Annotated in this window: 12 protein-coding genes; 8 read left to right on the top strand and 4 right to left on the bottom strand. The window is 70.8% G+C overall.

All coding sequences use genetic code 11. The features are described 5' to 3' along the window. Positions 1-28: 28 nt before the first annotated feature. The gene (locus AB5J50_RS22520) at positions 29-2,980 is read right to left on the bottom strand and encodes a BTAD domain-containing putative transcriptional regulator (RefSeq protein WP_369260205.1); all 2,952 of its coding nucleotides are present in this window, start codon (positions 2,978-2,980) and stop codon (positions 29-31) included. A 277-nt stretch (positions 2,981-3,257) separates the two neighbouring features. On the opposite strand from AB5J50_RS22520, the gene AB5J50_RS22515 reads away from it, so the two are divergent. From AB5J50_RS22515 to AB5J50_RS22485, 7 genes are all read left to right on the top strand, one after another. Continuing rightward, on the top strand, positions 3,258-4,514 hold the full coding sequence (locus AB5J50_RS22515; protein ID WP_369260204.1) for an amidohydrolase family protein: 1,257 nt from the start codon (positions 3,258-3,260) through the stop codon (positions 4,512-4,514). A 130-nt stretch (positions 4,515-4,644) separates the two neighbouring features. Beyond that, complete coding sequence (locus AB5J50_RS22510; RefSeq protein ID WP_369260203.1) at positions 4,645-6,132, top strand: VCBS repeat-containing protein; 1,488 nt, start codon at positions 4,645-4,647, stop codon at positions 6,130-6,132. A 160-nt stretch (positions 6,133-6,292) separates the two neighbouring features. Continuing rightward, the gene (locus tag AB5J50_RS22505) at positions 6,293-7,234 is read left to right on the top strand and encodes an LLM class F420-dependent oxidoreductase (protein ID WP_369260202.1); all 942 of its coding nucleotides are present in this window, start codon (positions 6,293-6,295) and stop codon (positions 7,232-7,234) included. 11 nt (positions 7,235-7,245) lie between these two features. Further along, complete coding sequence (locus AB5J50_RS22500; protein WP_369260201.1) at positions 7,246-8,031, top strand: SDR family NAD(P)-dependent oxidoreductase; 786 nt, start codon at positions 7,246-7,248, stop codon at positions 8,029-8,031. Positions 8,032-8,129: 98 nt separating this feature from the next. Next, a complete protein-coding gene (locus tag AB5J50_RS22495) occupies positions 8,130-9,248 on the top strand; it encodes an LLM class flavin-dependent oxidoreductase (RefSeq protein ID WP_327429552.1) in 1,119 nt (372 codons plus the stop codon). A 100-nt stretch (positions 9,249-9,348) separates the two neighbouring features. Next, positions 9,349-11,079 (top strand): amidohydrolase family protein, encoded by a 1,731-nt coding sequence (locus AB5J50_RS22490; RefSeq protein WP_369260200.1) that lies wholly within the window; start codon positions 9,349-9,351, stop codon positions 11,077-11,079. Further along, positions 11,076-12,527: an aldehyde dehydrogenase family protein gene (locus AB5J50_RS22485; protein ID WP_369260199.1), complete on the top strand. Its 1,452-nt coding sequence runs from the start codon at positions 11,076-11,078 to the stop codon at positions 12,525-12,527. The genes AB5J50_RS22490 and AB5J50_RS22485 overlap by 4 nt, the downstream gene beginning before the upstream one ends. Positions 12,528-12,533: 6 nt before the next feature. Here AB5J50_RS22485 and AB5J50_RS22480 read toward each other — a convergent pair whose 3' ends face one another. The 3 genes from AB5J50_RS22480 to AB5J50_RS22470 form a co-directional block, all read right to left on the bottom strand. After that, the gene (locus AB5J50_RS22480; protein ID WP_327429550.1) at positions 12,534-12,929 is read right to left on the bottom strand and encodes a nitroreductase/quinone reductase family protein; all 396 of its coding nucleotides are present in this window, start codon (positions 12,927-12,929) and stop codon (positions 12,534-12,536) included. Between the two features lie 116 nt (positions 12,930-13,045). Further along, complete coding sequence (locus AB5J50_RS22475; protein ID WP_369260198.1) at positions 13,046-13,750, bottom strand: NAD(P)-dependent oxidoreductase; 705 nt, start codon at positions 13,748-13,750, stop codon at positions 13,046-13,048. Beyond that, the gene (locus tag AB5J50_RS22470; protein ID WP_369260197.1) at positions 13,747-14,673 is read right to left on the bottom strand and encodes an EamA family transporter; all 927 of its coding nucleotides are present in this window, start codon (positions 14,671-14,673) and stop codon (positions 13,747-13,749) included. Before AB5J50_RS22470 ends, AB5J50_RS22475 begins: the two co-directional genes overlap by 4 nt. A 78-nt stretch (positions 14,674-14,751) precedes the next feature. Here AB5J50_RS22470 and AB5J50_RS22465 point away from each other — a divergent pair, with 78 nt between their 5' ends. Next, positions 14,752-15,648, top strand: coding sequence for a LysR family transcriptional regulator (locus AB5J50_RS22465; protein ID WP_369265481.1), 897 nt, complete (start codon positions 14,752-14,754; stop codon positions 15,646-15,648). Positions 15,649-15,704 lie beyond the last annotated feature (56 nt).

The following is a 15,704-nucleotide window of genomic DNA, read 5'->3' as shown; positions in this document are numbered from 1 at the left end:
AACGAACGATGAACGTCCCGGCCTGGCGTCAGGCGGCCTGCGCGGGCGCCAGCAGACCGCGGACTTCCGCGATCTCCGGCGACCCCAATTCCTCATAGATTCGGGCCGCTTCCTGCCAGCAGACCTGGGCACGTCCGGTCTGGCCGATGGCGGTGAGCGCACGGCCGAGGACCGTGAGCACGTTGCCGCGTCGCCATTCGCCGCCGATGCCTCGCAATACGGTCAAGGCCATCTCTGCGTTCGCCGCTGCCTGGGCCGGTCGACGAGCCATCAGATCCACTTCGGCAAGGCGGAACAGCGTCATTCCTTCCCACAGGCGCTGACGGCTGTCGCGGAAAATGGTCAGCGCATGGGAGAGCCGTTCCTGCGCTTCGTCCGCCCGGTCCGCCTGTGCCAGGGCGAGACCCAGGGCGTAACTCCCGTTCGCAAGGCGAAGAGTGAGGCCCATATGGCGATAGATCTCAGTACCCGCCTCGGCGAGTTCCACCGCGCTCGCCACTTGGTTCATGGCCAGGTGCACCCTTGAGAGGTTGCACAGGGCACTGGCTTCACCTGCGCGATTGCCGTCTGCCTGGAAGGCTGCGAGCGTTTGCTGTAGGTACACCTCTGCCGCGCTGTGCCTGCTTTGGTAGGCCGCAACGATGCCGCGCTCACTGGGGGCGTTGCAGTTCGTCCAGGGGTCGTCCGCGTCCGCTGCGAGCAGCATGGCGCGCTCGGCCTCCTTCTCCGCCTCCGCGAACCTTCCCGCTGTGCTGTGCACTTGGGCGAGCGTGGTGCGTGCCCGGGCCTCTACGCGTGCATCACCGGCCGCCTCGCCCGCGTCGCGAACGGCAGCTGTGGTGGTACCGAACTGGTGTGAGTTCGCCCCCGATTCGGCCAGGTCTTTCGCAGCGAGAAGCAGGTCCACGGCCCTGCGCAGAGTGCTGAGCGAGACGGACTGCCGGACGGTGGCCAGAAGGCAGTCGGCCTCCGCGTACAGCCAGTCCAAAGCCGTGCGGTGATCTGTGAAGGAGAGGCCTGGGTACTGAGTCGGCTCAATGTGCTCCACGGTGCGGTCCCCCGGCCGTTCAATCGCGTAAACCCCCGCCGCCGTAGCCAGATAAAAGTCCAGCAACCGCGACATAGCCGCCTCCCGCTCACTCGGCGGCTGCTCGTCCCGCTCCGCGCAAGCACGCGCGTAGAGGCGTACGAGGTCGTGGTACCGGTACCGGCCGGGCGCCGCGGACTCGAGCAGCGATGTGTCGACGAGGGACTCCAGCAGGTCTTCCGTGTCCTCGACCGGAAGGTCCAGCACCGCCGCAGCGGCCGCCACGGAGATGTCCGGGCCGTCGGCGAGGCCCAGGAGGCGGAACGCGCGCGCCTGCGCCGGCTCCAGCTGCCCGTACCCCAGCTCGAAAGTCGCCTTCACCGCCAAGTCCCCGGCCTGGAGTTCGTCCAGGCGGCGGCGTTCGTCCGCAAGCTTCGCCGCCAGTACGGAGACCGTCCAGGTGCGCCGGGCGGCCAGTCGTGACGCCGCGATGCGGATCGCGAGGGGCAGGAAGCCGCACGCCGCGACCACGTCCAGGGCGGCCTCCCGCTCGGAGGCGACCCGCTCCTGGCCCACGATCTTGGTGAAGAGCTGGAGGGCCTCCTCGGGGGACATGACGTCCAGGTCCACCAGATGGGCGCCCGCGAGGTCCACCATCCGTACCCGGGAGGTGACCAGCGCCGCGCAGCCCTCCATCCCGGGGAGCAGGGGACGGACTTGCGCGGCGTCGCGGGCGTTGTCCAGCAGGACGAGGACGCGACGGCCGTCGAGGACCGAGCGGTACAGGGCCGAGCGTTCCTCCAGGGAGTCGGGGATCGCGGAGTCGGCCGTGCCGAGGGCGCGGAGGAAGGCGCCCAGGACCGTTTCCGGTTCGGCCGCTCTTGAACCCGCGCCCTGGAGGTCGACGTACAGCTGCCCGTCGGGGAAGGCGGCGCGCGCCTGGTGGGCGACGTGTACGGCCAGGGTGGTCTTGCCCACGCCCCCGATGCCCGCCAGCGCCGAGACCGCCATGACCCGGCCCGCGTCGGACGACGCCGAGGCCAGGACGTCGCTCAGTTCCTGTACGAAGGACGTCCGGCCGGTGAAGTCCGTGACCGTGGCGGGCAGTTGGGCGGGGCGGACGGGTGCGGCGGCGGGTTCGGCGGCCGGGGCCGACGGTTCGGCGAGGCCCGGGTCCGCCTGGAGTATGCGCTGCTGGAGTTCCTTCAGGCCCGCCCTCGGGTCGACGCCCAGCTCGTCGGCGAGCAGGCGCCGCGTGTCCGCGTAGACCGCCAGCGCTTCCGCCTGGCGGCCGCTGCGGTACAGCGCCAGCATCAGCAGCTCGCGCAACCGCTCCCGCAGCGGATGTGCCGCCGTCAGGGCCGTGAGCTCCGAGACCGCCTCCGCGTGGCAGGCCTGCTCCAGGTCCATGTCGAGCCGCGACTCCAGCAGCTGGAGGCGCCACTCCTCCAGCCGGGCGCGCTGTGTCTCGGCGTACGGCCCGGGAACGCTCGCCAGCACCTCGCCGTCCCACAGGCCGAGCGCGTCGCGCAGCACCTCGCGGGCACGGCAGAGGTCACCGGAGCCGCGGGCCTTCTCCGCCTCGGCCGCCAGTTCCTGGGCGCGGGCGAGGTCCAGGGCGCCCTCGCCGAGGGACCGGATCGCGTACCCGCCCGACTCGCTGACCAGGACTTCGGGGCCCAGCGCCTTGCGGAGCCGGGAGGCGTACGTCCGTACGGCGGCCAGGGCCTGGGACGGGGGCTCGTCGCCCCACAGCGCGTCGATGAGCTCGGAGGCCGTCGCCGTGCGGCCCTCGCGGAGCAGCAGCGCGGCCAGCAGGGCGCGTTGCTGCGGGGACCCCGCCGGCAGGGGCTCCTCGTCGCGCCAGGCGCGCACCGGTCCGAGCACGCTGAAGCGCAACGCCGCCGATTCCTCGCGACGCCACTGCTCCGGTACTCGCGGCACACCGTCCATCGCTGCCCCCTGCCGAACCGTCAGTACAACGAGGCCAGTTTGCCTTGTTCATGGCGGATGCGTCAGCCGTGCGAGACGGCGATCACAGGCAGCCGCACGGGACGCCACAGGGTCCTCACATACTCTCCCCACACAACCGCACACAGTCGACCATTCCGGACGCCCGGCAAGGGGGCGGACAGGTGCCCGACGGCCAGCAGGCGGATAGCAGACGGGGAGGGCACCGGTAGCTCGCGAGTAGCTGACGGGTCGTCAGATCAGCGCTACCGTGGGCCGTATGGAGACCATGGAGACGCCCGCGGCCGGCCCGGCCTTCCCGAAGATCATCTCCGTCGACGACCACACGGTGGAGCCCCCGAACGTCTGGCAGGACCGGCTCCCGAAGAAGTACCTGGACACCGGCCCTCGCATAGTCCGCGCGCCGCTGAAGGAAATGACCTTCCTGGGCGGAAAGTTCGCGCCCGTCATGGGCAGCCCCGGCGACGACGGCCCCATCGGCGACTGGTGGGTGTACGAAGACCTGCACCGGCCGCTCACCCGTCTCGACACCGCCGTCGGATACGACAGGGACGAGATACGCCTCGAAGTCATCACGTACGAGCAGATGCGACCGGGCTCGTACGACGTCCCCCAGCGCCTGGCCGACATGGACGTCAACCACGTACAGTCCGCCCTCTGCTTCCCCACCTTCCCCCGCTTCTGCGGCCAGACGTTCACCGAGGCCAAGGACCGTGAGCTGGGACTTCTCGGGGTCAGGGCCTACAACGACTGGATGGTGGAGGAGTGGTGCGGACCGGCCGCCCGGGGTCGTCTCATTCCGCTCACCCTCATCCCCCTGTGGGACCCCGCGCTTGCGGCGGAAGAAGTACGCCGCAATGCCGCCCGTGGCGTACGCGCGGTGGCCTTCTCCGAGATTCCGCCCCACCTGGGGCTGCCCTCCGTCCACACCGACGACTGGGACCCCTTCCTCGCCGCCTGCGACGAGACCGGCACGGTCGTCGCCATGCACATCGGCTCCTCCAGCCGTATGCCGTCGACCTCCGCCGACGCCCCGCCCGCCGTCGGCTCCACCATCACCTTCGCCAACTGCTGCTTCTCGATGGTCGACTGGCTGATGAGCGGCAAGTTCGAGCGCTTCCCGAACCTGAAGGTGATGTACGCGGAAGGGCAGATCGGCTGGATCCCCTACATCCTTGAGCGCGCGGATGTGGTGTGGGAGGAGAACCGCGGCTGGGGCGGCGTCGCCGACAAGGTCCACCGCCCGCCGTCCGAACTCTTCGCCGACCACGTCTACGGCTGCTTCTTCGACGACGCCTTCGGCCTCAGGAACCTCGACGCGATCGGCGTCGGCAACGTCCTCTACGAGACCGACTACCCGCACTCCGACTCGACCTGGCCGAAGTCGAAGGAGGTCGGCGAGGCCCAGATGGGGCACCTGGCCCCGGACGTCGTCGAGCGGATCGTGCGGGGGAACGCGATCGAGCTGCTGGGGCTGACGGAGGACGGGCTGTGGCCCCGGGGAGGCGCCGGTTAACGATTCGGGAATTCCCGCCGTCTTCCAGGGCAACCCTGCCACCACCACAGGAGTCGTACTGGCGGCGGAGTGAGGATCTTGACTTCTCCGTCGGGCAGCTGCACTTTCAGCGCGGGAGTTTGGGTTCCACATGAGAAGACGCAAGTTTCGTTCCCGCCTCGGACTCGTGGCCGCCGTGGCCGTCGCCGGAGCCGTTGTCGGCCCGGTGAGCGCGCACGCGGCCGGTACGGCGAGCGCCGGGGCGACGAGCGTGCGCGCCGACTTCAACGGCGACGGGTACACGGACCTCGCCGTCGCCGCCCCCTGGGGCACGGTCGGCGGGTACGCCCGTGCCGGGTACGTGAGCGTCGTGTACGGCTCCTCGCAGGGGCTGGACACCAAGCACCGGCAGGTCATCAGCCAGAACACGACCGGCATCCCCGGCGCCGCCGAGACCGGCGACTGGTTCGGCTGGGGCCTGTCCCTCGGCGACCTGGATGGCGACGGGTACACGGACCTGGTCGTCGGCGCCCCGAGCGAGGACGTCGGGTCGGTGCAGGAGGCGGGCACCCTGACCGTCGTCTGGGGCGGGAAGACGGGTCTGTCCGGCGGCAAGGTCGTGGCGACCGGCTCCATGCTCGACCAGGTCAAGCCCCGGCACGCCACCGTCGGCGACTTCAACGGCGACGGCCGGCTCGACGTGGCCACGGACAACCATCTGCTGACCGGTCCGTTCACCCGCACCGCCGGTGCCGCGGCGTCCGCGGACATCGCCTTCGACCTCAGCTACGAAGACGCCGGCTTCGTCATCGACGACGTCGCCGCCGGGGACGTCGACCACGACGGCATCACCGACCTCGTCGGGCTCGTCCACACCCCCACCGAGGAGGGTCCGCCGGGCGCCGCCTATCGCATCGCCTACCTCCACGGCACCAAGCAGGGGCTGAGCGACCTGGTCGTCCTGAAGCGGTCCGACGGCACCAACATGCCCGGCGGCTCCAGCCTCGGCCTCGGCGACGTGAACAAGGACGGGTACGCCGATCTGGTCGTCGGGCGCCCCGTCGACGGCCAAGGTGAGGAATCCGTCGAACCGGCGCTCCTCGGCGGGCAGGTCGGCGTGGTGTACGGCTCGGCGAACGGGCCCGACACCTCTCGTACGACGGTGATCAACCAGGACACGGCGGGCGTGCCCGGAGTGTCCGAGAAGGGCGATGACTTCGGCCTGGGCATCTCCGTCGGGGACACCAACGGCGACGGGTACGCGGACGTCGCCGTCGGCACCCCGGGTGAGGCCGTGGGCACGATCGCCTCGGCGGGCGGCGTGGCCGTGCTGCGCGGCGGTGCGTCCGGTCTCACCGGCAGCGGCGCCGTGTCCTTCACCCAGAACACCACGGGTGTGCCCGGCACCGCCGAGAAGGGCGACCTCTTCGGCGGGCACACCGCGCTGGCCGACACCAACCATGACGGCCGTGCCGAGCTGTACGTCGCCGCGCACGGCGAGAACACCTACGACGGCGCCGTCTGGGCCTTCCGCTCCACCAGCACCGGCCCGACCGCCTCCGGCTCGGTCGCCTTCGGGCCCGCCGAGGTCGGTGCGCCCGTCACCGACGCCTGGTTCGGCTTCGGCTTCGCCCGCTGACGCACAGCCCACGCGCCCTGTCCCGGGCAACAGCCCCGGCGGACATGTTCCGCCGGGGCTTCCCCTTGTCTGACGCGGCGTCAGCGACGACTATGTGCGAGTCCCATTCAATCTGACGGTTCGTCAGCCGGGCGGCCGTCGGTCAGGCAAGGGGGTCGTCGTGCCCGTCCCGTCCGAGGAACGCCTCTCCTACGGCATCCAGCTCCCCGTCCAGTCCCAGAGCACCATCTACGCGGAACCCTGGGAAGCCGCCGCCGGCCCCGACGACCTCGTCGAGATCGCCCGCGCCGCCGACCGCGCCGGATTCGCCTATGTCGCGAGCTGCGACCACGTCGCGATCCCACGCAGGCTCGCGGGCGCGATGAGCACCGTCTGGTACGACCCGGTCGCCACCCTCGCCTTCCTCGCGGGCGTGACCGAGCGCGTCCGGCTGCTCAGTCATGTCGCGATCGTCGGGCTCAGGCATCCGCTCGTCACGGCCAAGCAGTACGCGACCCTCGACCATCTGTCGGGCGGCCGTCTGGTCCTCGGGGTGGGCGCCGGGCACGTGCGGGAGGAGTTCGAGGCGGTCGGGGCCGACTTCGAGCGCCGGGGAGCCGTCCTCGACGAGACGATCGACGCGCTGCGCGCCGCGCTCGGGTCGGACGAGTTCCCCGTCCACCACGGCAAGATGTACGACTTCGAGGGGCTCGGCCAGCGGCCCAGGCCTGCCCAGGAGCGGGTCCCCGTGTGGGTGGGCGGCTCCTCGCCCGCCGCCGTGCGCCGGGCCGCGCTGCGCGGCGACGGCTGGCTGCCGCAGGGTGATCCGCGCGACCGGCTGCCGGGGCAGATCGCCCGGCTCCGGGAGCTGCGCGCCGGGGCGGGGATCGAGGAACCCCTGACCGTCGGCGCCATCACCGAGCCGCTGTACGTCGGCGAGCCCGGCTGGGAGGTCGGGCGGCGCACGCTGAGCGGGCCGCCCGAGGCTCTGGCCGAGTCGCTGCGGGAGTACGGCGCGATGGGCGTGCACCAGATACAGGTGCGGTTCCGCAGCCGGAGCCGCGAGGAACTCACGGACCAGATCGCGGCGTTCGGCGCGGACGTCGCGCCCCACCTCAACTAGGGAGTCACGGCATGGGCAAGCTGGACGGGCGCGTCGTTCTCATCACCGGTGCGGCGCGCGGGCAGGGCGAGCAGGAGGCGCGGCTCTTCGCGGCGGAGGGTGCCGACGTCGTCGTCGCGGATGTGCTCGACGACCAGGGTGAGGCCCTGGCCAAGGAGATCGGCGCGCGGTACGTCCATCTCGACGTGAGCCAGGAGGCCGACTGGCACGCGGCCGTCGCCGCCGCGAAGAGCGCGTACGGGCGCATCGACGGGCTCGTCAACAACGCCGGCATCCTCCGCTTCAACGAGCTGGTCGCCACGCCCCTCGACGAGTTCCAGCAGATCGTGCAGGTCAACCAGGTCGGGGTGTTCCTCGGGATCAAGACCGTCGCGCCCGAGATCGAGGCCGCGGGCGGGGGGACCATAGTGAACACCGCCTCGTACGCGGGGCTCACCGGGATGGCGTGGGTGGGGGCGTACTCCGCGACCAAGCACGCCATCGTCGGGCTGACCCGGGTCGCCGCACTCGAACTGGCCGCCAAGAAGATCCGTGTCAACGCCGTCTGCCCGGGCGCCGTCGACACCGCCATGAGCAACCCCGCCCAGCTCGACCCGGACGCCGACCCCGCCGACAGCGCGGCGGCCTCCGAGGCGCTCGACGAGCTGTACCGCAAGCTCGTGCCGCTCGGGCGGATCGGCAGGCCGGAGGAGGTTGCCCGGCTCGCCCTCTTCCTGACCGGTGAGGACTCCTCGTACATCACCGGGCAGCCGTTCGTGATCGACGGCGGCTGGCTGGCGGGCGTCAGCGTTCTCTGACGTCGTATCAGGTATTGACGGTGCATGCGCGCGGTGGAACAGTCGGCTCAAAGAATCTGACGATGCGTCAGATAACTGGATGGGGACGGTGAACCTCCTTGGAATTCGGGCTCTTTGTACAGGGATACGTGGGCAAGCGGGCCGAGACCGATCCGCTCGCGGAGCACAAGGCGCTGATGGAGGAGACCGAGTACGTCATCCAGGCGGACAAGTCCGGCTTCAAGTACGCCTGGGCGTCCGAGCACCACTTCCTGGAGGAGTACTCGCACCTCTCCGCCAATGACGTCTACCTCGGCTATCTGGCGCACGCGACGGACCGCATCCACCTCGGCTCGGGCATCTTCAACCCCCTCGCCCAGGTCAACCACCCCGTGAAGGTCGCCGAGAAGGTCGCCATGCTCGACCATCTCACCGAGAACCGCTTCGAGTTCGGGTCCGGACGCGGTGCGGGATCGCACGAGATCCTCGGCTTCCTTCCCGGCATCACCGACATGAACTACACCAAGGAGATCTGGGAAGAGACCATCGCCGAGTTCCCCAAGATGTGGCTCCAGGACGAGTACGTCGGGTTCAAGGGCAAGCACTGGCAGCTGCCGCCCCGCAAGGTGCTCCCCAAGCCGTACGGGAAGTCGCACCCCGCGATGTGGTACGCCGCCGGGTCGCCGCCCTCGTACGCGATGGCCGCCCGCAAGGGCCTGGGTGTGCTCGGCTTCAGCGTGCAGAAGGTCTCCGACATGGAGTGGGTCCTTGAGCAGTACAAGACGGCGGTCGTCGACGCCGAGCCCATCGGGGACTTCGTCAACGACAACGTGATGGTGACGACCACCGCGATCTGCGCGCCCACGCACGACGAGGCGATCCGGATCGCGGTGAGCGGCGGGCTGCACTATCTGCCCTCCCTCGTCTTCCGCTACCACGACACCTTCCCGCGCCCCGAGGGCTTCCCCGTCTGGCCCGAGACGCTCCCCGAGTACAACGCCGAGTTCGTCGAACTCCTCATAGAGGAAGAGCTGTTGATCTGCGGCGACCCCGACGAGGTGCTCACCCAGTGCAAGCGCTGGGAGCAGGCGGGCGCCGACCAGCTGAGCTTCGGGCTCCCGGTCGGAGTGCCCAAGGAGGAGACCCTCCAGACGATCCGGATGATCGGCGAGCACGTCATTCCGAAGATCGACACGGATCCTGTGCATCGGACTACGCGGTTCCGGGGGGCGGTCTGAGGTTCGTGGGCGACTGCGGGCTGGTTGTGGTTGCTCGCGCCGTTCCCCGCGCCCCTTTCGGGGCGCACCTCCACCCACGATTGGAAAGGGGCGCATCTCCGTGCTCGACCATCTGATCAAGGGCGCGACCGTCGTGGACGGGACGGGCGAGCCCGCGTACACCGCCGACGTGGGGATACGGGACGGCCGTATCGCCATCGTCGGCATGACCACCGAGGAGGCGAGGACGACCGAGGACGCGCACGGCCTCGTCCTCGCCCCCGGCTTCGTCGACCCCCACACCCACTACGACGCCCAGCTCTTCTGGGACCCGTACGCGACCCCGTCCCTGAACCACGGGGTCACGACGGTCGCGGGCGGCAACTGCGGCTTCACGCTCGCGCCGCTGAACCCCGCCAGGCCGGAGGACGCCGACTACACACGGCGGATGATGTCCAAGGTCGAGGGCATGTCCCTGGTCGCCCTGGAGGAGGGCGCGCCCTGGAGCTGGCACTCCTTCGGCGAGTACCTGGACGCGCTGGAAGGCCGGATCGCCGTCAACGCGGGCTTCATGGTGGGGCATTGCGCGCTGCGGCGGTACGTCATGGGCGCGGACGCGGTGGGCGGGCAGCCGACCCCCGGTCAGCTCGCGGACATGCTCGCCCTCTTCCACGAGGCGATGGACGCCGGGGCCTGGGGCCTGTCCACCACCCAGTCGTCCACGCACTCCGACGGCGACGGGAAGCCGGTCGCGTCCCGGCACGCGAAGCCCGCCGAGCTGCTGGCGCTGGCGAAGGCGGTGGGCGAGCACGAGGGCACCCAGATCGAGGCGATCGTCGCCGGGTGCCTCGACCAGTTCAGCGATGACGAGATCGACCTGTTCGTGGAGATGAGCGCGGCCGCGGGAAGGCCCCTGAACTGGAACGTGCTGACGATCGACGCCGCCGTCCCCGAACGCGTCCCCCGCCAGCTGGAGGCAAGCGACCGCGCCCGCAAGGCCGGCGCCCGCATCGTCGCGCTCACCATGCCGATCCTCACGCCGATGAACATGTCGCTCGGCACGTTCTGCGCGCTGAACCTCATCCCCGGCTGGGGCGAGGTGCTGGGCCTGCCCGTGCCGGAGCGCATCGCCCGGCTGCGCGACCCGGACGTACGGGCCGAGATGCTGCGGCGGGCGGGCTCCAAGGAGGCCGGCGTCTTCCGGCGGCTCGCCAACTTCGGGCGGTACGTCATCGGCGACACGTACAGCGTGGCGAACGAAGGCCTGACCGGGCGGGTCGTCAACGACATCGCGGCCGAGCGGGGTCAGGAACCCTTCGCATGCCTGGTCGAGATCTGCGCGGCCGACGAACTGCGTACGGTCCTGTGGCCGATGCCCACCGACAACGACCCCGGCTCGTGGGCCCTGCGCGCCGAGACCTGGCAGCACCAGGACGTCATGCTCGGCGGCTCCGACGCGGGCGCCCATCTGGACCGCATGTGCGGAGCCCCGTACACCACCCGCTTCATCGGCGACTGCCTGCGCGGGCGGAAACTGGCGACGCTGGAGCAGGCCGTGAAGATGCTGACGGACGATCCGGCGCGGCTCTTCGGCCTGCGCGAGCGCGGACGGATCGTGGAGGGCTTCCATGCCGACCTGGTGCTCTTCGACCCGGAACGGATCGACGCCGGAAAGGCCACCCTGGTGCACGACCTGCCGGGTGACAGTCCGCGGCTCGACTCCAGGGCGATCGGGATAACGGCCGTGTGGGTCAACGGGGTTGAGGCGATACGGGGTGACGTGGTGACGGGCGCGGTGCCGGGGAAGGTGCTCCGCTCCGGGCGGGACACACGGACGGTGAGCACCAAGTGACCCAGGAACAGCGATTGTTCATCGGCGGGTCGTGGGTGGAGCCCGACCACGGGCACTACGAGGTGACCGACCCGGCGACCGAGGGTGTCGTCGGGCGGGCGCCGGAGGCCTCACGGGATCAGGTGCACACGGCCGCGGCCGCGGCCCGCGAGGCCTTCACTGCGTGGTCGCGCACACCCGCCGAGGAACGCGCCGCCGTCCTCTCCCGCGCGGCGGACATCATCCAGCGCAACTTCGTCCCGTACGCCGAACTCGCCCAGGCCGAGAGCGGCGCCACGACCGGGACAGCGCGCGGCATGCAGGTGGGGGTGGGCATGGCCCGCTTCCGGCGCTACGCGAAGACCGAGCCCGTCGAGCAGCCGCTGCCCCCGCAGATCAACGAGGCCGGCCCCTTCGGCAAGGCTGCCGTGATGGGAGCTGTGGCCGTGCGCCAGCCCGTGGGCGTCGTCACCTGCATCACCTCGTACAACAACCCCTGGGCCAACCCGGCGGGCAAGATCGCCCCGGCGCTGGCGATGGGCAACACGGTGGTCGTGAAGCCGGCCCCGCAGGACCCCCTGTCCGTGTACCGGATGGCGGAGGCCCTGGAAGCGGCGGGCGCCCCGCCGGGCGTGGTCAACGTGGTCAGCGGTTCGCGTCCGGAGGTGGGTGAGGCCGCCGTCGACTCCCCGGACGTCGACATGGTCAGCTTCACCGGTTCGACGGCGGTCGGGCAGCGCATCGCCGAGGTGTGCGGGCGCGGGATGAAGCGGCAGCTGATGGAGCTGGGCGGCAAAGGCGCGGCGGTCGTTTTCGACGACGCCGATCTGGAGTCGGCGGTGTCGGGCATCGGCACGACCTTCTCCTTCTACAGCGGGCAGATCTGCACGGCGCCGACCCGGGTGCTGGTGCAGCGGGGCGTGCACGACCGATTGGTCGAGCAACTCGCCGCGTACGCCGGTTACTTGAAGGTGGGCGACCCGAGGGAGCCGGGCACGGTCGTCGGACCGGTCATCTCGGCGGCACACCGGGACCGGGTCGAGTCGTACGTCGACCTCGGCCGGAAGGAGGGCGCCCGGGTGGTCACGGGCGGCGACCGTCCCGCTCTCGACCGCGGCTTCTATGTGGCCCCCACCCTGTTGGCCGACTGCACCCCGGACATGCGCGTGGTCCGCGAGGAGATCTTCGGCCCGGTCGTCGTGGTCGTCCCCTTCGACGACGAGGAGGAGGGCATCGCCCTCGCCAACGACTCCGACTACGGGCTGATCGACTACGTCTGGTCCGGCGACGTCGCCCGCGCCTTCCGCGTCGCCCGCCGGCTGCGCGCCGGCGGGGTGGGCGTGAACACGGTCGGCCGCAACATGGAGGCGCCGTTCGGGGGCTTCAAGAAGAGCGGGGTGGGGAGGGACGTGGGGTCGTACGCCCTGCACGCGTACAGCGAGGTGCAGGCGATCGTGTGGCCGGGGTGAGGCCGCTCAGCCGGTCAGATCGACCCGCACGGTCAACAGGTTCGTGCCGAGCGCTCGTACGGCGGTGCTGTTCATCCGGGGCAGCGACCTGAGGCGGGCGCGGGCGTCGTCCTCGGGGAGCGGATGGGCGATGCCGGGGTGCCAGCGCCCGTTGATGCGGACCCGGACCTTCGGGTCGGCCATGATGTTCCGTACGTAGTGGGACTTCTCGCCGAACTCCGAGACGAGCCAGAACGTATCCCCGACACGCCGCCCGCCGAGCGGTGTCCGGCGCGGCAGCCCGGAGCTGCGCCCGGTGGTCTCCAGGAGGGTCTGCCAGGGCAGCCGTTTGATGACCGGATTGCCGATCCTCCGCTGGAACGTCGTGACGGCCCGGTGCTTGATCTCGTTGTAGCGCGACATGGGGGGCTCTTCCGGTTCGGGTATCAGCGAGCCTATCGGGGTGGCGGGGATCCGGCGGCGCGCCTCGACCTGTCCAAGGGCTCAGTGCCCGCCCGGGCCCCCGGATCCCGCCCGGCTCACTCTGACGCGCGTTCGTCGCGGTGGACGACCGTGATGCGGCGTTCGGAGCCAGGGGTGTCGAGTTCGTCGACCACGGCGACGGCCAGGTCCTCGGCGCTGATCCATGATTGCCCGTCGGCGCCGGTGAGCAAGGTGTCGGTGCCGCGCCGATAGCGGCCGGTTCGGTCACCGGGTTCGAGCAGGGCCGGCGGGCTCAGGTAGACCCAATCGGCACCGGTGTGGGCCTGGCAGACCCGCAGCTGAGCTATCCCGGCAGCGGCGACGGTCTTCCATTCGGCGGGCACGTACGCGGGGTTGTCGGCGACCAGCAGGTCGTGGTCGTCGGGGCTGCGCAACGCGCCGGCGCCGCCGACCACGAGAACGCGGATCCCGAGCTGTGCGGCGACATCCAGCACCGTACGGGTGGCGCCGACCAAGAACTCCTGGTCGACCGGAAGGGTCCGTACGGTCAGCACGACGGCGTCCGCGGCGCCGTTCGAGGCATCGTTCGGGGCGCCGTTCGGGGACGAGCCCGCAAGCGCCTCGCGTACGGCGTGCGAGTCGTTCACGTCGACCGCGATCGGTGTCACGTTCGGGTCCTCACTCGCAGGCTTCCGGGACAGGGCGAGCACCTGGTGTCCGCGTGCACGGGCCTCGGTGATCACCCGGCTGCCGACCATCCCGGTGGCGCCGACCACAGCGATCGTCATACCTGACTTCATCGAATTCTCCTGTTCGGGGGGTTGAGCTGTGCGGCGAGCAAGGCGGCCAGGGCGAGGACGAAACCAAGGGTCTGCGGCAGGCTCAGTGACTCGCCGAGCGCGAGGCCGATGGCGGTCGCGACCAGCGGAGACAGCAGCACCAGCGGTGCGGTCGCGCCCACCGGCAGCTTTCCGATCCCGCGGAACCACAGCGTGTACGCGATCAGCCCGCCCATGCTGCCGAGCCACAGGTAGCCGCCGACCGCTCCGGCGTCGATCCGCTGCGGCACCCCCTCGATCGCGAGGGTGAGCGGGAGCAACAGCAGCCCGCCGACCGTCAGTTGCCAGCCGGCAAGGGTGAGTGGACCGACCCCCGCCGGACGGCCCCAGCGCTTGGTGAGGACGACCCCGCCGGCCATGGTGGCCGTATGGCCGAGGCCGGCGAGTACTCCGACGGCGTCCAGCCGGGCCCCCGGACCGAGCACGACGAGTCCGACGCCGATCACACCGATCACGCCCCAGGCCAGTCGCCAGGCCGTCGGCCGGTCGTGGAGCACCGCGACGGCCAGGCCCGCGACCAGCAGCGGCTGGACAGCGCCGAGGGTGGCGGCGACACCGCCGGGGAGTCGCTCGGCCGCCAGGAACAACAGGGGCATCCCGCCGATGTTGAGCACGCCGAGGACGGCGGCCTTCCACCACCAGTCCCCGCGCGGGAGCACGCGGGTGAGCGCCAGCGCGAGCAGCCCGGCGGGCAGGGCGCGCATCAGCCCGGCGAACAGCGGATGCCCGGGCGGCAGCAGTTCCGTGGTGACGACGTACGTGGTGCCCCAGGACGCGGGAGCGAGTGCGGTCAGCGCGACGGTCGCCGCCTGCTGTGCGGACGTGGACGAGGTCCTGGACGGGATCCGCGGCCGGTCCGGTGATCGCTCGGTCATGGAATGCATGTGAGGAAGTCTCGGCACAACGCGTCATGAATCCAACGCATGCTTGCCATGCCAGCTATGAACGAGAACGATCACTGTGTGGATCTCCAGCAGATGCGATACGTCGTGGCCGTCGCCGAAACCCGTAACTTCACGCGCGCGGCGGAGCGCTGTTCCGTGGTGCAGTCGTCCCTCAGCCACCGCATCGCGAGCCTGGAACGGGAGCTCGGGGTCAAGCTGTTCGCCCGGTCCAGCCGCCGCGTCGAGCTGACCAGTGCGGGAGCGGCGTTTCTCGCGGGCGCGCGCGAGTGCCTGGCCGCCGCCGACCGTGCCGTCGCCGACGCCGCCGCCGCGACCGGCGTCGTACGCGGCCGGCTCGCCGTCGGCGTGATCGTGACCACGGCTGCCGTCGACGTACCCGAACTGCTGCAGCGGTACCGCGCCCGGCACCCGGACGTCCGCGTCGCCCTCCGCTCCGGACGTAGCGACGAACTGGCGGCGGCGATCCGGAATGGCGACCTGGACATCGCGTTCCTCGGGCTGCCGGAGGGCGAACCGCCGTCCGGTGTGGAGACCGTTGTTCTCGACCACGACGAGCACGTACTGGTGGTGCCGGCCGGGCACCGGCTCGCGGGCGCTTCCCGGGTCGCGCTGCACGAGATCGCCGAGGAGACGTTCGTGGACTTCGTGGCCGGGACGCCTGCCCGGGCCCAGTCCGACCAGGCGTTCGCCGCCGCGGGACTGGTCCGCGACGTCGCGTACGAGGCCGGCGTCGTCGAGCTGATCACCCGGCTGATCGCGCGCGGGCTCGGTGTCGCGCTGCTGCCGTCGGCGTTCATCCGGCCGCTGGCCGCCGACGACCCCGAACTGGCGCTGGTCCCGGTGGCCGACGGACCGCACCGCATCGAGTACCTGGCGTGGAGCCGGTTCAACCCGAGCCCGGCCACCCGGGCGATGCTCGACGTTCTCGGGGTCGGACGGCGATCAACAACGTAGCGATGCTACGGCAGGGGGTAGCGGCGCTAACGTCAAAGTGTTAGCGTTGTTTCTGC

Origin of the sequence: Streptomyces sp. R35, assembly GCF_041053035.1 — a bacterium.
GTDB lineage: Bacteria > Actinomycetota > Actinomycetes > Streptomycetales > Streptomycetaceae > Streptomyces > Streptomyces lutosisoli.
The sequence above is the reverse complement of the archived record's forward strand: the minus strand, read 5'-3'. Positions and strand labels throughout refer to the sequence as shown.